Source organism: Streptomyces sp. enrichment culture (assembly GCF_964272855.1).
Taxonomy (GTDB): Bacteria; Actinomycetota; Actinomycetes; order Streptomycetales; family Streptomycetaceae; genus Streptomyces.
The window spans coordinates 207,452-227,684 of the sequence record NZ_OZ186847.1 but is presented as its reverse complement, the minus strand read 5'-3'; the positions used below and the strand labels follow the sequence as shown (position 1 = coordinate 227,684).

Genomic DNA, 20,233 nt, shown 5'->3' with positions numbered 1-20,233 from the left:
CCCGTCCTCACCAGTGCCCGCCGTTTTCCCCGCAAGTCTGAATGGATGCAGCTCCCATGGCGAATGAAGACAAACTTCGCGCATACCTCCTCCGAGTGACCGCCGAACTCGACGAGGCGCACGACCGGCTGCGGGAGGTCACCGACAAGGAGCAGGAGCCGATCGCCATCGTGGCGATGAGCTGCCGCTACCCCGGCGGCGTCGGCTCCCCCGAGGAGCTGTGGCGGCTCGTCGCGTCCGGCACCGACGCCATCACCCCCCTGCCCGCGGACCGCGGCTGGGACCTGGAGAAGCTGTACGACCAGGACCCCGACGCCATGGGCAAGTCGTACGTCCGCGGCGGCGGATGGCTGCACGACGCCGCCGAGTTCGACGCCGGCTTCTTCGGCATATCCCCGCGCGAGGCCCTGGCCATGGACCCGCAGCAGCGCCTGCTGCTGGAGACCTCCTGGGAGGCCATCGAACGCGCCGGGATCGACCCCGCCACCCTCAAGGGCAGCAGGACCGCCGTCTTCGCGGGCATCAGCGGCCAGGACTACGCGGCCCTCTTCGGCACCACCCCCGGCGAGGCCGAGGGCTACGTCGGCACCGGCACCTCCGGCAGCGTCCTCTCCGGCCGCGTCGCCTACACCCTCGGCCTGGAAGGCCCGGCGGTCACCATCGACACCGCCTGCTCCTCCTCCCTGGTCGCCATCCACCTCGCCGCCCACGCCCTGCGCAAGGGCGACTGCACCCTCGCCCTCGCGGGCGGCGTCACCGTCATGGCGACCCCCGGCGCCCTCGTCGAGTTCTCCCGCCAGCGCGGCGTCGCCGCCGACGGCCGCTCCAAGGCGTTCTCGGCCGACGCGGACGGCATGGGCATGGCCGAGGGCGTCGGCATGCTGCTGCTGGAACGCCTGTCCGACGCGCGGCGCAACGGCCACCGCGTGCTGGCGGTCGTGCGCGGCAGTGCGGTCAACCAGGACGGCGCGTCGAACGGTCTGACGGCTCCCAACGGTCCGTCGCAGCAGCGGGTGATCCGCCAGGCGCTGACGAACGCACGCCTGACGGCCGCGGACGTCGACGCGGTCGAGGCGCACGGCACGGGCACCCGGCTGGGCGACCCGATCGAGGCGCAGGCCCTGCTGGCCACGTACGGCCAGGACCGCGAACAGCCCCTGTGGCTCGGCTCCATCAAGTCCAACATCGGACACACGCAGGCCGCCGCCGGTGTCGCCGGTGTCATCAAGATGGTCATGGCGATGCGGCACGGAGTGCTGCCGCAGACCCTGCACGCCGCCGACCGCACCGCACAGGTCGACTGGTCCGCGGGCGCCGTGGACCTCCTCACCGAGGCCCGGGACTGGCCGCGCCTCGACCGCCCGCGCCGCGCGGGCGTCTCCTCCTTCGGCATCAGCGGCACCAACGCCCACGTCGTCCTGGAGGAAGAGCCGCAGGACGAACAGGCCGCCGCACCGCGGCCCGCGACGGTCCACACGCCCGCCGTGCCGCTGCTCATCTCCGGCCGGACCCCCGACGCCCTGCGCGCCCAGGCCGCCCGCCTGCACGCCCACCTGCTCGACACCCCCGGCCTGCGCCTCGCCGACACGGCACTCTCCCTGGCCACGTCCAGATCCGCACTGGAGCACCGGGCCACCGTCGTCACCGAGGACCGCGACCACGCCCTGACCGCCTTGGAGGCCCTGGCCGAGGGCCGGCAGGCACCCGGTCTGTGGCAGAGCGCGGCATCGGAGGACGGCCGGGTCGGATTCCTGTTCACGGGGCAGGGCTCGCAGCGCGCTGGGATGGGCCGCGAGCTGTATGCGGCGTTCCCGGTGTTCGCGGAGGCGTTCGACGCGGTGTGCGACCAGTTCCGGCTGGAGCGGCCTCTGAAGGAGGTCGTGTTCGAGGACGAGGCTGCGCTGAATCAGACGGTCTACACGCAGGCTGGTCTGTTCGCGTTGGAGGTTGCTCTCTTCCGGTTGCTGGAGTCGTGGGGCGTGACCCCTGACGTGCTGCTGGGTCACTCGATCGGTGAGCTGGCCGCCGCGCATGTGGCGGGTGTGTGGTCGCTGGAGGACGCGTGCACGCTGGTCGCGGCGCGTGGTCGTCTGATGCAGGCGCTGCCGTCCGGCGGTGCGATGGTGGCCGTGCAGGCCACGGAGGCCGAGGTCACCGAGGCGCTGAATGGTGCCGCCGTGTCGATCGCTGCCGTCAACGGCCCGTCGTCCGTGGTGATTTCCGGTGACGAGGACGCGGTCCTGGAGATCGCTGCCCGCTTCTCCGAGCAGGGTCGCAAGACCAAGCGTCTGACGGTCTCCCACGCCTTCCACTCCCCGCGTATGGAGCCGATGCTGGCGGAGTTCCGCAGCGTCGCGGAGAGGCTGTCGTACAACGCGCCCCGCATCCCCGTCGTGTCGAACGTGACCGGTGAGATGGCCACCGCCGACGAGCTGTGCACCCCGGACTACTGGGTGCGGCACGTCCGCGAGGCCGTCCGTTTCGCGGACGGGGTCAAGGCGGTCGCCGGGCTGGGCATCCGCACCCTGGTCGAGCTGGGCCCGGACGGTGTCCTCTCCGCGATGGGTCAGGACAGCGCCGACGCGCTCTTCGTGCCGGCTCTCCGTTCCGATCGTCCGGAACCGCAGGCGCTGACCTCGGCCGTGGCGCGGGCTCACGTCGAGGGTGTCGCCGTCGACTGGGCGGCGTTCTTCGCCGGGCGTGGCGCCCGGTCGGCCGACCTTCCCACCTACGCCTTCCAGCGTGAGCGCTACTGGCCCGAGATCACCGACGACGCCGGCTCCACGGACCCGGTGGACGCCGCGTTCTGGGACGCCGTGGAGCGCGCGGACGTGGCGGCGTTCGCGGACACGCTGGAGGTCGGCGAGGAGGAGCGGTCCTCGCTGGGCGCGGTGCTGCCGATGCTGGCCTCGTGGCGCAAGCGGCACCGGATGCAGTCCGCGGTCGACTCCTGGCGTTACCGGATCGTCTGGAAGCCCGTGCCGCACGGCACCGACTCGCGGCCGCTCACGGGCCGTTGGCTCGTGCTGCTGCCGCAGGACCGGCCGGCGGAGGCCGACGCGGTGCTCGGCGCCCTCGAGGCGTCCGGTGCCGAGCCGGTCCCGGTCGAGGCCGACGCGGCGGGCGGCACGGTCGCCGCGCTGCTGCCGCGGCTGCGGGCGGCGGTCACCGACGCGGCACCGGTCGCCGGAGTGCTGTCCTTCCTGGCGCTGGACGAGACCCCGCACGGCGAGCACCCCGAGGTCACCTCCGGCCTCGCCGCCACCCTCGAAGTGGTCCGGGCCCTCGGCGAGGCGGAGATCACGGCCCCGCTGTGGTGTCTGACCCGGGGCGCGGTCTCGGTCGGCCGGTCCGACCGGCCTGCGAACCCGGCACAAGCGCAGACCTGGGGACTCGGCCGGGCGGTCGCCCTGGAGCACCCCGACCGCTGGGGCGGACTGCTCGACCTGCCGGACACCCTGGACGACCGCTCGCTCTCCCGGGTGCTGCGCGCGCTGGCCGGGGACGGCACCGAGGACCAGATCGCGGTGCGCGCCTCCGGCGCGTTCGTACGGCGACTCGCCCGCGCGCCCCGCTCCGAGTCACCGGTCGCCCCGTGGCGGCCGCGCGGCACCGTCCTGGTGACCGGCGGCACCGGCGCGCTGGGCGCCGAAGCCGCCCGCTGGCTCGCCCGCAACGGCGCCGAGCACCTGATCCTCACCAGCCGCCGTGGCCTGGCGGCGACCGGCGCGGAGGAGCTGCGCCGGGAACTGACCGAGCTGGGCACGAGGGTCACCGTCGCCGCCTGCGACGTGGCCGACCGGGACGCCCTGGCGCGGCTGCTCGCCGAGATCCCCGCCGAGACGCCGCTCAGCGCGGTGCTGCACGCCGCCGGCGCCGGCCAGTTCACGCCGGTCGCCGACACCGACCCGGCCGAACTCGCCGAGGTGCTGCGCGCCAAGGTCGCCGGCGCCCGCCACCTGGACGAACTGCTCGGCGACACCCCGCTGGACGCCTTCGTCCTCTACTCCTCCATCTCCGCCTTCTGGGGCAGCGGCGGCCAGGGCGCCTACGCGGCCGCCAACGCCTACCTCGACGCCCTCGCAGAACAGCGCCGCGACCGCGGACTGGCCGCCACCTCGGTGGGCTGGGGCCCGTGGAGCGGCGGCGGCATGGCCGACGGGGAGGCCGAGGGCCATCTGCGCCGCCGCGGCCTCGCCCCGCTCGCCCCCGAACTGGGCGTCGCGGCGCTCCGCCAGGCCGTCGAGCACGACGACGTGGCCGTCGCGGTCGCCGACGTCGACTGGGACCGCTTCACCGCCGGCTTCACCGCCGTACGCCCCAGCCCGCTCCTCGGCGACCTGCCCGAGGTCCGCAGCGCCCTCGTCACCGAGGTCGCCGCCGACGACGCCGGATCCGACCTGCCGCGCCGCCTCGCCGCGCTCTCCACGGCCGAGCAGCAGCGCCTCCTCCTCGACCTGGTGCGCACCGAGACCGCCACGGTCCTCGGTCACGCCTCCCGGGACGCGGTCGAAGCGGGCCGCGCCTTCCGCGACCTCGGCTTCGACTCGCTCACCGCCGTCGAACTCCGCAACCGGCTCAACACCCAGACCGGGCTGACCCTCCCGGCGACCCTCGTCTTCGACCACCCCACCCCCGACGCCCTCGCCGGACACCTCCGCGACGAGCTGGCCGGCGGCGCGGACCAGGCCCGGAGCGCGCTCCCCGCGACCGCGGCCACCGCGCACACCGACGAGCCGATCGCGATCGTCGGAATGGCCTGCCGCTACCCCGGCGGCGTGTCCTCCCCGGAGGACCTGTGGCGGCTGGTCGTCGCGGGCGGCGACGGCATCGGCGAGTTCCCCGCCGACCGCGGCTGGGACGTCGACGGCATCTACCACCCCGACCCCGAGCACCCCGGCACCTCGTACACCCGCGAAGGCGGATTCCTCTACGACGCCGGGTACTTCGACGCCGGAATGTTCGGCATCTCGCCGCGCGAGGCCATCACCATGGACCCGCAGCAGCGACTCCTCCTGGAGACCTCGTGGGAGGCCGTGGAGCGGGCGGGCATCGACCCGACCGCGCTCAAGGGCCACCCGTGCGGCGTCTTCGTCGGCGCCGGCTACCAGGGCTACGGCATCGGCGGCGGCCAGGGCGACGACGCGGGGGACTACTCCCTCACCGACATCTCCACCAGCGTCGCCTCCGGCCGGATCGCCTACGCCCTCGGCCTGGAGGGCCCGGCCGTCACCGTCGACACCGCCTGCTCCTCCTCCCTCGTCGCCCTGCACCTCGCCGCGCAGGCACTGCGTTCGGGGGAGTGCACGCTCGCGCTGGCCGGCGGTGTCGCCGTGATGCCGACCGCCGGCACGTTCGTCGAGTTCTCCCGGCAGCGCGGCCTCGCCGCCGACGGCCGCTGCAAGTCCTTCGCCGACGCCGCCGACGGCACCGGCTGGGGTGAAGGCGTCGGCATGCTCCTCGTGGAGCGGCTGTCGGACGCCCAGCGCAACGGCCACCGCGTACTGGCCGTGGTGCGGGGCAGCGCCGTCAACCAGGACGGCGCGTCCAACGGCCTCACCGCGCCGAACGGCCCCTCGCAGCAGCGGGTGATCCGCCAGGCCCTCGCCGGCGCCCGGCTGACGACGTCGGACGTCGACGCCGTCGAGGCCCACGGCACCGGCACCACCCTCGGCGACCCCATCGAGGCACAGGCCCTCCTCGCCACCTACGGCCAGGACCGGCCCGAGGGCCGCCCGCTGTGGCTCGGCTCCATCAAGTCGAACATCGGCCACACCCAGGCCGCCGCCGGTGTCGCAGGCATCATCAAGATGGTCATGGCCATACGGCACGGCGTACTGCCGCGGACCCTGCACGTGGACGAGCCGTCCCAGCAGGTCGACTGGACCGCGGGCGCGGTCGAGCTGCTGACCGAGGCACGCGAGTGGCCGGAGACCGGACGCCCCCGGCGGGCCGCCGTGTCCTCCTTCGGCATCAGCGGCACCAACGCGCACACCATCATCGAGCAGGCCCCCGACACCACCACGACCACACCGGAAACCCCGGTCGTGGCTTCGCCGGTCGTGCCCTGGGTGCTGTCCGGCCGCAGCGACGCCGCACTGCGCAACCAGGCACGGCGACTGAAGGACTGGCTGGAGGCCCGTCCCACCGACACCCTCGCCGACGTGGGCCACGCCCTCGCCACCTCCCGGGCGGCACTGGAACACCGCGCCGGCCTCGTCGCCGGTGACCGCGACGAACTCCTCGCCGGGCTCGCGGCACTGGCCGAGGGCGAGCGGCTGCCGGGCCTCGTACAGGGGTCCGTCACCGACGGCGGACGCGTCGGGTTCCTGTTCACTGGACAGGGCGCCCAGCGGGTCGGGATGGGGCGTGAGCTGTACGGCGCCTTCCCGGTGTTCGCGGAGGCGTTCGACGCGGTGTGCGCCCGGTTCGACGCGGAGTTGGACCGGCCGCTGCGGGAGGTGATCTTCGAGGACGCGGCAGCGCTGGACCAGACCGTCTACACGCAGGCTGGTCTGTTCGCGCTGGAGGTTGCTCTCTTCCGGCTGCTGGAGTCGTGGGGCCTGACCCCTGACGTGCTGCTGGGACACTCGATCGGTGAGCTGGCCGCCGCACACGTGGCGGGTGTCTGGTCCCTGGAGGACGCGTGCACGCTGGTCGCGGCACGCGGCCGGCTGATGCAGGCGCTCCCGTCCGGCGGTGCCATGGTGGCCGTGCAGGCGACCGAGGCCGAGGTCGCCGAGGCGCTGACCGGCGCCGTCTCCATCGCTGCCGTCAACGGGCCTGAGTCCGTGGTGATTTCGGGTGACGAGGATGCAGTCCTGGAGATCGCTGCCCGCTTCTCCGAGCAGGGTCGCAAGACCAAGCGTCTGACGGTCTCCCACGCCTTCCACTCCCCGCGTATGGAGCCGATGCTGGCGGAGTTCCGCAGTGTCGCTGAGGGGCTGTCGTACAACGCCCCCCGCATCCCCGTCGTGTCGAACGTGACCGGTGGAACGGCCACCGCCGACGATCTGTGCACCCCGGACTACTGGGTGCGGCACGTCCGCGAGGCCGTCCGTTTCGCGGACGGAGTCAGGACGCTGGACGAGCAGGGCATCCGTACCCTGATCGAACTCGGCCCGGACGGTGTCCTCTCCGCCATGGGCCAGGCGAGCTCCGACGGTCTGTTCGTCCCCGCCCTCCGCGCGGACCGCGCCGAGGCGCAGACGCTGATCGCGGCGGTCACCCAGGCCCACGTGCGCGGCGTGCCCGTCGACTGGGCGCGGTTCTACACGGGCTGGGGCACTCGGCCGGTCGAGCTGCCGACGTATGCCTTCCAGCGGGAGCTGTACTGGACGGCGTCGGAGCCGGCGGGGGCCGGTGACCGGGTCGATCCGGTGGACCAGGCGTTCTGGGACGCCGTGGAGCGGGCCGATGTGGCGAGGGTCGCCGAGACCTTGCAGGTCGGTACGGCCGAGCGGGACTCGCTGAGCGCGGTCCTGCCGGTCCTGTCGGCCTGGCGCAAGCGGCACCGCACCGAGTCGGTGGTCGACTCGTGGCGTTACCGGGTCACGTGGAAGCCGGTCGCGGAGGCCGCCACCGCGGCGCCGACCGGGACCTGGCTCGCGGTGGTGCCCGAGGACCGGCGGAGCGACGAGTGGGTCGAGGCCACCCTGTCCGCGATGGACGGGCACGGGGCTCGGACCGTCGTGCTCCCCGTAGGCGCGGCGGACGCCGACCGCGCGGCGCTGGCCCGACGCCTTTCCGAACTGCTCGCGGCGGAGGGTTCCGTCGCCGGGGTGCTGTCGTTCCTGGCGCTGGACGAGACCGCCCGCCCGGAGCACCCCGGGGTGACCGCGGGCCTGTGGTCCACCCTGGAACTCGTACGGGCGCTCGGGGACGCCGAAGTCACGGCACCGCTGTGGTGTCTGACCCGGGGCGCGGTGTCGGTGGGCCGGTCCGACCGGCTGACGCGTGCCGCCCAGGCGCAGGCCTGGGGCCTCGGCCGGGTGGTGGGACTGGAGCACCCCGACCGGTGGGGCGGCCTGGTCGACGTACCGGAGACGGCCGACGAGCAGGCGCTGCGGCGGCTGCTCGGGGTGCTGGCCGGCAGCGGCGACGAGGACCAGCTCGCCGTGCGCGCGTCGGGCGTGTTCGTACGACGGCTCACCCACGCCCCCCGTCGTACGGCGGAGGGAGCCACGTGGCGGCCGCGAGGCACCGCGCTGGTGACCGGCGGCACCGGTGCGCTCGGCGCCGAGGTCGCCCGCTGGCTCGCCCGCAACGGCGCCGAGCACCTGATCCTCACCAGCCGCCGTGGCCTCGACGCCCCCGGCGCCGGGGAACTGCGCCGTGAGCTGACCGGCCTCGGCGTCGAGGTGACGGTCGCCGCCTGCGATGTCGCGGACCGGCAGGCGCTGGCCGACCTGCTCGCCGCGCAGCCCGCGGACCGCCCGGTGCGGGCCGTGGTGCACGCCGCCGGCGTCGGCCAGTACACCCCCCTCGCCGACATGGACGCCGACGAGTTCGCGCGGGTCGTGACGGGCAAGGTCGCCGGTGCCCGCCACCTCGACGAACTGCTGCGCGACACCCCGCTGGACGCCTTCGTCCTGTTCTCGTCCGTCTCCGGCATCTGGGGCAGCGGCGGCCAGGGCGCCTACGCCGCCGCCAACGCCTACCTCGACGCCCTCGCCCAGGAGCGCCGCGACGCCGGACTGCCCGCCACCGCGCTCGCCTGGGGCCCCTGGGCCGAGGTCGGCCTGGCGGCGGCGGACGTCACCGGCGAGGCACAGCTGCGCCGAGGCGGTCTGCTGCCGCTGGCACCGGAGTCGGCCATCGCCGCGCTCCAGCAGGCCATGGACGCCGACGACACCGCGCTGACCATCGCCGAGGTGGTGTGGGAGCAGTTCCTGCCCGGCTTCGCCGTCGCCCGGCCCCGGCCGCTCATCGGCGACCTGCCGGCCGTACGCGAACTGCTGGACGCGGAACGCCCGCACGACGCGGACCTCGCGGACTCCGCGCTCGCCCACCGCCTGCGCGGCCTCTCCGAGGCAGAACGCGGACGGGCGCTGCTGGAACTGGTCCGCACCGAGGTGGCCGGGGTGCTGGGGCACGCCTCGCCCGACGACGTGGCGGCCGATCGCCCGTTCAAGGAGCTGGGCTTCGACTCGCTGACCGCCGTCGAGTTCCGCAACCAGCTGAACGCCGCGACCGGCCTCACCCTGCCGTCGACCCTCGTGTACGACTTCCCCACCGCGGCCGTCCTGGCCGAGCACCTGGGCCGTGAACTGCGCGGTGTCGGCGCGGACTCCGCGTCCGACGCGCCCGCCGTCGCGGTCGGGGCGACCGACGAGCCGATCGCGATCGTCGGCATGGCCTGCCGCTACCCCGGCGGCGTGTCCTCCCCGGAGGGACTGTGGCGGCTCGTCGCCGACGGCGTGGACGGCATCGGGGAGTTCCCCGCCGACCGCGGCTGGGACCTGGAGAAGCTGTACGACCCGGACCCCGACCGGCCCGGCACCTCGTACGTCCGCGAAGGCGGCTTCCTCTACCAGGCGGGTGACTTCGACCCCGGCCTGTTCGGCATCAGCCCGCGTGAGGCGCTGGCGATGGACCCGCAGCAGCGGCTGCTCCTGGAGGCCTCGTGGGAGGTCTTCGAGAACGCCGGGATCAACCCCGCCGGTCTGCGCGGCAGCCGCACCGGCGTGTTCGCCGGATGCGGCTACCAGGGCTACGGCGCCGGCTTCGACACGGCCGCGGAGAGCGTCGAGGGCTACGCCATGACCGGCGCCTCGGCCAGCGTGGTCTCCGGCCGCGTGGCGTACACCTTCGGCCTTGAGGGCCCGGCGGTCACCGTCGACACCGCCTGCTCATCCTCCCTCGTCGCCCTGCACCTGGCGGTGCAGGCGCTGCGCTCGGGGGAGTGCGCCCTCGCCCTCGCCGGCGGTGTCACGGTCATGCCGACCGCGGGCACCTTCGTCCAGTTCTCCCGGCAGCGCGGCCTCGCCGCCGACGGCCGCTGCAAGTCCTTCGCGGACACCGCCGACGGCACCGGCTGGGGTGAAGGCGTCGGCGTCCTGCTGGTCGAGCGGCTGTCGGACGCCGAGCGCAACGGTCACCGGGTACTGGCGGTCGTACGGGGCAGCGCGGTCAACCAGGACGGCGCGTCCAACGGCCTGACCGCGCCGAACGGCCCCTCGCAGCAGCGGGTGATCCGCCAGGCGCTCGCCAACGCGCGGCTCACCACCTCCGACGTCGACGCCGTCGAGGCGCACGGCACGGGTACGACGCTGGGCGACCCGATCGAGGCGCAGGCACTGCTGGCGACCTACGGCCAGGACCGGTCGGAGGACCGGCCGCTGTGGCTGGGCTCGGTGAAGTCCAACATCGGACACGCCCAGGCCGCCGCCGGCGTCGCCGGTGTCATCAAGATGGTGATGGCGATGCGGCACGGTGTGCTGCCGCGGACCCTGCACGTGGACGAGCCGACCCACCAGGTCGACTGGACCGCGGGCGCCGTGGAACTGCTCACGGAGGCCCGTGACTGGCCGGCCCTCGACCGTCCCCGCCGCGCGGGCGTCTCCTCCTTCGGCATCAGCGGCACCAACGCCCACGTCGTCCTGGAGCAGGCACCGCCGACGGAGCCCGCCGACGAGCCGGACACGGTCACCGTCGACACGCCGGCGATCCCCTGGATCCTCTCCGGCAAGACCGCCACGGCCCTGCGCGCCCAGGCCGCACGCCTGCACGCGTACTTGCTCGACCGGCCCGAACTGCGACCGCTCGACGTGGCGCTGACCCTGTCCACGTCCCGGATGGCCCTGGAACACCGGGCCGCCGTGATCGCCTCGGACCGGGACGAACTCCTCGCCTCGCTGAACTCGCTGGCGAAGGACGGGAGTTCGTCGGCACTGTTCGACGGCGTCGCCGGCGAGGACGGACGCGTCGGGTTCCTGTTCACGGGACAGGGCGCCCAGCGGGTCGGGATGGGGCGTGAGCTGTACGGCGCCTTCCCTGTGTTCGCGGAGGCGTTCGACGCGGTGTGCGCCTGGTTCGACGCGGAGTTGGACCGGCCGCTGCGGGAGGTGATCTTCGAGGACGCGGCAGCGCTGGACCAGACGGTCTACACGCAGGCTGGTCTGTTCGCGCTGGAGGTTGCTCTCTTCCGGCTGCTGGAGTCGTGGGGCCTGACCCCTGACGTGCTGCTGGGACACTCGATCGGTGAGCTGGCCGCCGCACATGTGGCGGGTGTCTGGTCCCTGGAGGACGCGTGCACGCTGGTCGCGGCACGCGGCCGGCTGATGCAGGCGCTCCCGTCCGGCGGTGCCATGGTGGCCGTGCAGGCGACCGAGGCCGAGGTCGCCGAGGCGCTGACCGGCGCCGTCTCCATCGCTGCCGTCAACGGGCCTGAGTCCGTGGTGATTTCCGGTGACGAGGACGCGGTCCTGGAGATCGCTGCCCGCTTCTCCGAGCAGGGTCGCAAGACCAAGCGTCTGACGGTCTCCCACGCCTTCCACTCCCCGCGCATGGAGCCGATGCTGGCGGAGTTCCGCCGGGTCGCGGAGGGGCTGTCGTACAACGCCCCCCGTATCCCCGTCGTGTCGAACGTGACCGGTGGAATGGCCACCGCCGACGAGCTGTGCACCCCGGACTACTGGGTGCGGCACGTCCGCGAGGCCGTCCGCTTCGCCGACGGGGTCAAGACCCTCGCCGGGCAGGGCGTCCGCACGCTGATCGAACTCGGCCCGGACGGTGTCCTCTCCGCCATGGGTCAGGACAGCATCGACACGGCGCTCTTCGTGCCGACGCTCCGCGCCGACCGCCCCGAGGCGCACACGTTGACCTCGGCCGTAGCGCGGGCTCATGTCGAGGGTGTCGCCGTCGACTGGGCGGCGTTCTTCGCGGGCCGCGGTGCCCGGCGGGTGGAGCTGCCGACGTATGCCTTCCAGCACCAGCGGTACTGGCTGGAGGTCGGTGTCTCGGCGAGCAACGTCGAGCTGGCGGGCATGAGTGCCGCGGATCATCCGCTGCTGGGTGCCGCCGTGGAGACGCCCGCCACCGGGGGGCTGCTGTTCACCGGCCGGCTGTCGCTGGACACGCATCCGTGGCTCGCGGACCACTCCGTCATGGGTTCGGTGCTGCTGCCCGGCACCGCCTTCGTGGAGCTGGCCATCCGGGCCGGTGACCAGGTCGACTGCGGGCATCTGGAGGAGCTGACCCTGGAGGCGCCGCTGCTGCTGCCCGAACGGGGCGCGGTGCAGGTGCAGTTGGCGGTCGGCGGACCGGACGGTTCCGGTGCCCGGGCACTGAGCATCCACTCCCGTACGGCGGGCCAGGCCTGGACCCGGCACGCCAGTGGACGGCTGGCGCCGGCCGGGCCGGTGCCGTCGGCCGAGTCTGGCGCGTGGCCGCCGGCGGACGCCGCTCCGGTGGCGATCGAGGGGCTGTACGACGCGTTCGCCGCCGCGGGGCTGGAGTACGGGCCCGTGTTCCAGGGCGTACGCGCGGTGTGGACGCGGCCCGGCGAGGTGTTCGCCGAGGTCGCCCTGGACGACGGGGTCGCGGACGCGGCCGGGGAGTTCGGGCTGCATCCGGCGCTGCTGGACGCGGCGCTGCACGCGGTCGGGCTGGGAGACCTGGTCGAGGGGACCGGCCAGGCCCGGCTGCCCTTCGCCTGGTCGGGTGTCGGCCTGCACGCCGCGGGCGCGCGGGCGGTCCGGGTACGGCTGTCGCGGGCCGGCGCGGACACGGTGGCCCTGACGGTCACCGACCGGGCCGGCGTCCCGGTGGCGAGCGTCGACACGCTGTCCCTGCGGCCGGTGCACGCCGGTCAGCTGGAGACGGCTCGGGGCGGTGGCCGGGAGTCCCTGTTCCGGGTCGACTGGGTGTCGCTGCCCGAGCGGCAGCAGGCCGACCGGGACGCCGCTCGCTCGTGGGCGGTCGTCGGTGACGACGTGTTCGGCCTCGCCGCCGCGTTCGACCCGGACGGGCCGGGTCTGGACGTCCGTCCGGACCTCGCCGCGCTGGACGGGCCGGTTCCCGAGCTGGTGTTCGCCTGCGTCTCGGGAGACTCCCGTGACCTGGGTGACACAACCCAGGGCGTGCACCGGGCGGCGCTCTCCGCGCTGACCCTGGTGCAGTCGTGGCTCGCCGACGAGCGGTTCACCACCTCGCGGCTGGTCCTGGTCACCCGGGGCGCCGCCGGTGACGGGATCTCCGACCTGGCGGGCGCGGCGGTGTGGGGTCTGGTGCGCTCGGCGCAGTCCGAGAACCCCGGCCGTCTCGTCCTCCTCGACCTGGACGAGGGCACCGTCCCCGCCGGGTCGCTGACGGGGGCTCTGGACACGGACGAGCCCCAGCTGGCCGTCCGCGAGAGCACGGTCGTCGTGCCGAGGCTGGCCCGGGTGACGGCCCCCGCCGGCACCGCCCCGGCCGCGCCCGAGACCGACGGCACCGTCCTGGTGACCGGCGGTACCGGCGCCCTCGGCGCGGTGCTCGCCCGGCACCTGGTGACCGAGCGCGGCGTACGGCGGCTGCTGCTGACGAGCCGCCGGGGCGAGGCCGCGCCGGGCGTGGCCGAACTGGTCGCCGAACTGACCGAGCTGGGCGCCTCCGTGCGGGTCGCCGCCGTGGACGTGGCGGACCGGGACGCGCTGGCCGAGGTGCTGGCCGCGATACCGGCCGAGCACCCGCTGACCGGCGTGGTGCACGCCGCCGGCATCACCGACGACGGGGTGGTCGGCGCGCTCACCCCGCAGCGGATGACGGACGTGCTGCGCCCCAAGGTGGACGGCGCCTGGAACCTGCACGAGCTGACCCGGGAAGCGGATCTCGCGTTCTTCGTGCTGTTCTCGTCGGTGGCGGGCGTCATGGGCGGCGCCGGCCAGGCCAACTACGCGGCGGCCAACGCCTTCCTGGACGGGCTCGCCCGGCTCCGTACCGCCTCCGGCCTGCCCGGCCGGTCCCTGGCCTGGGGTCCGTGGGACGAGGCCGGCGGCATGGCGGACGCGCTGACCGACACCGACCGGCAGCGGATGGCCCGCTCGGGCCTGTACCCGCTGTCCGCCCGGCAGGGCACCGCGCTGTTCGACCGCGCGGCCGGCGTCGACGAGCCCGTCCTGGTGCCCATGCACCTCGACCTCGGCACCACGGGCGCCGCTCCGGACGCCTCCGAGGTCCCGGCCCTGCTGCGGGGCCTGGTGCGCGGGCCCGCCCGGCGCCGGCTCGCCGCCGACGAGCCGGCCACCGGCTCCGCCCTCACCCGGCGGCTCGCCGGACTCGACCCGGCGGAGCAGGAGCGGCAACTGCTGGAGCTGGTCTGCACCCATGTGGCCGCGGTTCTGGGCCACGCCTCCGCGGACGCCGTGGAGCCCGACCAGGCGTTCCGGGACGCCGGGTTCGACTCGCTGACCGCCGTGGAGCTGCGCAACCGGCTCACCAAGGCCTCCGGGCTGCGGCTGCCCGCGACCCTGGTGTTCGACTACCCGACCCCGCTGGCGCTGGCCCGGCTGCTGCGCGACGAACTCGTCGGCACGGAACCGGAGATCACCCAGTCCACCGGCGGGCCGGCCGCGGCCGTCGACGAGCCCATCGCGATCATCGGCATGGCCTGCCGCTACCCGGGCGGCGTGACCTCCCCGGACGAGCTGTGGCAGCTGGTGGCCACCGGCACCGACGGCGTGAACGTCTTCCCCGCCGACCGCGGCTGGGACGTCGAGTCGCTGTACGACCCGGAGCTGTCCCGCCCCGGCACCTCGTACACCAACGAGGGCGGCTTCCTCTACGACGCCGCCAAGTTCGACCCGGCGTTCTTCGGCATCAGCCCGCGCGAGGCCCTGGTGATGGACCCGCACCAGCGGCTGCTGCTGGAGACCTCCTGGGAGGCCATCGAACACGCGGGCATCGACCCGACGACCCTCAAGGGCAGCCGTACCGGCGTGTTCGCCGGCGTGATGTACCACGACTACGGCGTGCTCGTCGCGCAGGCGTCCGACGAGGACACCGAGGGCGACGTCGGCGGCGCCGGCAGCTCCGGAAGTGTCGCCTCCGGCCGGGTGTCGTACACCCTCGGCCTCGAGGGCCCGGCGGTCACCATCGACACCGCCTGCTCGTCGTCGCTGGTCACCCTGCACCTGGCCGCCCAGGCGCTGCGCTCGGGCGAGTGCTCCATGGCCCTGGCCGGCGGAGTGACCGTCATGTCCACCCCGCGCACCTTCGTCGAGTTCTCCCGGCAGCGCGCGCTCTCCCCGGACGGGCGCAGCAAGTCCTTCTCGGACGACGCCGACGGCACCGGCTGGGGTGAGGGCGTCGGCATGCTGCTCGTCGAGCGGCTCTCCGACGCCCGCCGCAACGGCCACCCGGTGCTGGCCGTCGTACGCGGCAGCGCCGTCAACCAGGACGGCGCCTCCAACGGCCTGACCGCCCCCAACGGGCCGGCCCAGCAGCGGGTGATCCGCCAGGCGCTCGATCACGCCGGACTGTCCGTGACGGACGTCGACGCGGTCGAGGCGCACGGCACCGGCACCAAGCTGGGCGACCCGATCGAGGCGCAGGCGCTGCTCGCCACCTACGGGCGGCGCGAGGCGGACGCCGAACCGCTGTACCTCGGCTCCATCAAGTCCAACATCGGCCACGCGCAGGCCGCCGCCGGCGCCGCCGGGATCATCAAGATGGTGATGGCGCTGCGGCACGGAGTGCTGCCGCGCACCCTGCACGTCGGCCGGCCCACCTCGCAGGTCGACTGGGAGTCCGGGGCGGTGGAACTGCTCACCGAGGCCCGCGACTGGCCCGCCGTGGACCGGCCGCGCCGGGCGGCGGTGTCCTCCTTCGGCGTCAGCGGCACCAACGCGCACGTCATCCTGGAGGAGCCGGCCCCCGCCGACCGCCGCCCCGCCGACGCCCGGCCCGTTGACGGTCGTCCCGCCGACGGTCGTCCCGCCGACGGCGGACGGGACCAGGACCCGGCTCCGGTCGTGCCGTGGCCGCTGTCCGCGAAGACCGCGGCGGGCCTGCGCGACCAGGCCGTCCGGCTGCGCGCCCACCTGGAGCGGCACCCGGAGCTGCGACCGCTGGACGTGGGCCACTCGCTGCTCACCGGCCGTACCGTGTTCGACCACCGAGCGGTCGTCGTGGGCGCCGAACCGGCCGAGTTCCTGGAGCGGCTCGCCGCCCTCGCCGACGGCCGGGACGTGCCCGGCGTGGTCCGGGGCGGCCTGACGGCCGCGACCCGCAACGGCCCGGTGTTCGTCTTCCCCGGCCAGGGCACCCAGTGGCTCGGCATGGGCCTCGAACTGCTCGACTCCTCCCCGGTGTTCGCCGAGCGGATGACCGAGTGCGCCGCCGCGTTCGCCCCGTACCTCGACTGGTCCCTGATGGACGTCCTGCGCGGCGTGCCCGGGGCACCGGACCTCGACCGGGTCGACGTCGTGCAGCCGGTGCTGTTCGCGGTGATGGTGTCGCTGGCCGAGCTGTGGCGGGCGCACGGCGTGCGGCCGTCGGCGGTGGTCGGCTACTCGCAGGGCGAGATCGCCGCCGCCTGCTTCGTCGGCGCGCTGTCGCTGGACGACGCGGCCCGCGTGGTCGCGCTGCGCAGCCGCATGCTGGCCGAGCGCCTGGCCGGCCGGGGCGGCGTCGCCTCCGTGATGATCTCCGCGGACGAGGCGGTCCGCCGTGTCGCCCGCTGGGACCGTGCCCTGTCGGTCGCCGGCGTCAACGGACCCAAGGCGGTCACCATCGCCGGCGACGAGCAGGCGCTGGCCGAACTCGTCGCCGAATGCGAGGCGGACGGCATCCGGGTGCGAGTCATCCCCGCCTCCGTGCCCAGCCACTGCCCCCAGGTCGAGCCGCTGCGCGAACCCCTGCTGGAGCAGCTCGCCCCGGTCACCGCCCGGTCGACGGACATCCCGTTCTACTCGACGGTGACCGGCGAACCCGTCGACACCGCCGAACTGACCGCCGAATACTGGTACCGCAACATGCGCGGCACCGTGCTGTTCGAACCGGTCGTGCGCCGGCTCCTGGCGGACGGGTACCGCACGTTCCTGGAGAGCGCCCCGCACCCGATGCTGACGGTCGCGGTGCAGCAGACCGACGGCGACGTGACCGTGATCGGCACGATCCGCCGCCGCGAGGGCGGCCTCGACCGGTTCCTCGCCTCCCTCGGCGAGGCGCACGTCGCGGGTCTGCCCGTCGACTGGGCGCCGGCCTTCGAGGACCGGGGCGCCCGCCGGGTGGCCCTGCCCACCTACGCCTTCCAGCACCAGTCGTACTGGCCGCAGCTGCCGCCCGCGACCGCCGGTGACGTCACCGCCGCCGGACTCGCCGCCGCCGACCACCCGCTGCTCGGCGCCACGGTGGAACTGCCCGACTCCGGCGGCCTGCTGTTCACCGGCCGGCTGTCGCTCGACACCCACCCCTGGCTCGCCGACCACGCCGTCGCCGGAATGGTGCTGGTCCCCGGCACGGCCTTCGTCGAGCTGGCCGTCCGCGCCGGCGACCACGTCGGCTGCGACCGGCTGGACGAGCTGACCATCGAGGCGCCGCTGGTGCTGCCCGAGCGCGGCGCCGTCCAGGTGCGGCTGACCGTCGGGGAGGCCGACGCCGCGGGCCGCCGCCCGCTGACCGTCCACTCCCGCCCCGCGGGCGACCAGGAAACCGCGCCCGGCGGACCCTGGCTCCGCCACGCCACCGGCCTCCTCGCCGCCGGCGCCGCGCCCGCCCCCGCCGGGACGGGCGTCTGGCCGCCCGCCGGTGCCGTACCCGTCCCCGTGGACGGCCTGTACGAGCGGCTGGCCGTCGACGGCGTCGACTACGGCCCTGCCTTCCAGGGCTTGCGGGCCGTCTGGCAGGACGGCGACGACGTCCTCGCCGAGGTGGCGCTCGACCAGGGCACCGGCGCCGACGCCGGCCGCTTCGGGCTGCACCCGGCACTGCTCGACGCCGCCCTGCACGCGATCGGCCCCGGCGGACTCCTCGCCGACGAGGACAGCATCCGGCTGCCGTTCTCCTGGGCCGGGGTGTCCCTGTACGCGACCGGCGCCGGAGCCCTGCGCGTCCGGCTGTCGCCGGCCGGTCAGGACACCGTGTCCCTCACCGTCGCCGACGCCTCCGGCGCACCGGTCGCCTCCGTGGAGTCGCTGGTGCTGCGCCCGGTGACGGACGACACGTTCGCGGGCGCCCGTGCCGGGCACCACGACAAGCTGTTCCGGGTGAACTGGGCGGCCCTGCCCGAGCCGTCCGCCCGTCCGGCCGTGGCGCCGGGCTCCTGGGCGGTCCTCGGCTCCGACGAACTGCGCCTCTTTGAGAACCTGAAGGCGGTGGGCAACCCGCCGGGCTCCCACCCCGGCCTGGACGCGCTCGCCGAAGCCGTCGGCGCGGGCGCCCCCGTGCCGGAGGTGGTGCTGGTCGGCGCCGGTGCGTCGCGGTCGGCCGAAGAGGGGGACGGGCAGGCACCGGACGCCGTCCACGGCGCCGCGCACGCCGTGCTGGGCCTCGCCCAGTCCTGGCTGGCCGACCCGCGCCTCGCCACCGCCAGGCTGGTCGTGGTGACCCGGGGCGCCGTCGCCGCGCACCCCGAGGACACCGTGCCCGACCTCGCCGGCGCCGCCGTGTGGGGACTGATCCGGTCGGCCCAGACCGAGAACCCGGACCGGTTCGTGCTCGTCGACCTCGACGACCGGGAACCGTCCTGGCGGGCCCTGCCCGCGGCCGTCGCCACCGGCGAACCCGAACTCGCCCTGCGCGACGGCACCGCGCACGCCGCCCGCCTCACCCGGGTCACCGCCGCACAGCCCGACCCGGCCGGGTCCGGCACGGAGACCGGCAGCGGCGGCGCGACCGACGCCACCGGCACCGGCCTCGCCGCCCGCCCCGACGGCACCGTCCTGATCACCGGCGGCACCGGCGCCCTCGGCAGCCTGGTCGCCCGCCACCTGGTGACCGCCCGCGGCGTCCGCCACCTGCTGCTCACCAGCAGGCGCGGCCGCTCCGCCGACGGCGCCGCCGAACTCGAGGCGGAACTCACCGGGCTGGGCGCCCGCGTGACCATCGCCGCCTGCGACACCGCCGACCGGGACGCGCTGGCCGCACTGCTCGCCGACATACCCGCCGAGCACCCGCTCACCGCCGTGGTCCACGCGGCAGGCGTGCTCGACGACGGCGTGATCGGCTCCCTCACCCCCGAACGGGTGGACCGAGTGCTGCGCCCCAAGGTGGACGCCGCCTGGCACCTCCACACCCTCACCCGGGACCTGGAGCTGTCGGCGTTCGTCCTGTTCTCCTCGGCGGCCGGCGTCTTCGGCGGCCCCGGCCAGGGCAACTACGCGGCCGCCAACGCCTACCTGGACGCCCTCGCCCACCACCGCCGCGCCCACGGGCTGGCGGCCACCTCCCTCGCCTGGGGCCTGTGGGCCGACGAGGCCGGCGTCAACAGCGGAATGGCGGACACCATCGGCGACGTCGACGTCCGCCGCATGGCCCGCTCCGGCATGACCGGCCTGTCGGCACCCGAGGGTCTGGCCCTGCTGGACCTCGCGGACGCCCTGGACGAGGCCCTGCTGCTGCCGACCCGCCTCGACCTCGCGCCGGGCGCGGGCGGGGGCGCCGTACCGCCGCTGCTGCGCGACCTGGTCCGCGGCCCGGCCCGGCGCGCCGCGCAGGAGCGGACCGACGCGGACGGCGGCGCGCTGCGCGAGCGGCTGCTGGGCGTGCCCGCCGAGGACCGCGTCCGGGTGCTGCTCGACGTGGTCCGCGGCCAGGTCGCCGACGTCCTCGGACACACCTCCGCGGACGCCGTCGAACCCGACCAGGCCTTCAGCGAACTCGGCTTCGACTCGCTGACCGCCGTCGAACTGCGCAACCGGCTCAACCAGGTCACCGGACTGCGGCTCACCGCCACGGTGGTCTTCGACCACCCCAACCCCAACCGGCTCGCGGCCCACCTCCTCGCCGACCTGGACCTGGAGGAGCCCACGGCGACGGCACCGCTGCTCGCCGAGCTCGCCCGGATGGAGTCGGCCCTCTCCGCGATCACCCCGGACGCCCTCGCCGAGGTCGCCCCGGACGACACCGCCTACGAGGAGGTCACCGTGCGCCTCCAGACGCTGCTCGCCAAGTGGAGCCGCTTCCGCACCGAGCCGGAGCCCGCGGAGCCCGCGCGCAGCCTGGAGACCGCCACCGCCGACGAACTGTTCGACTTCATCGACGGCGAGCTCGGGGAGCTGTGACGAGATGCCCCACACCTTTGACGACGATC

1 protein-coding gene is annotated in these 20,233 nt (G+C 74.8%); it reads left to right on the top strand.

Features of this window, described 5'->3' with window-relative positions; all coding sequences use genetic code 11:
• The first annotated feature begins 95 nt into the window (after positions 1-95).
• Positions 96-20,204, top strand: a complete 20,109-nt coding sequence (locus ACSU6L_RS00915) for a type I polyketide synthase (RefSeq protein ID WP_437052520.1) — start codon at positions 96-98, stop codon at positions 20,202-20,204.
• Positions 20,205-20,233: the final 29 nt, after the last annotated feature.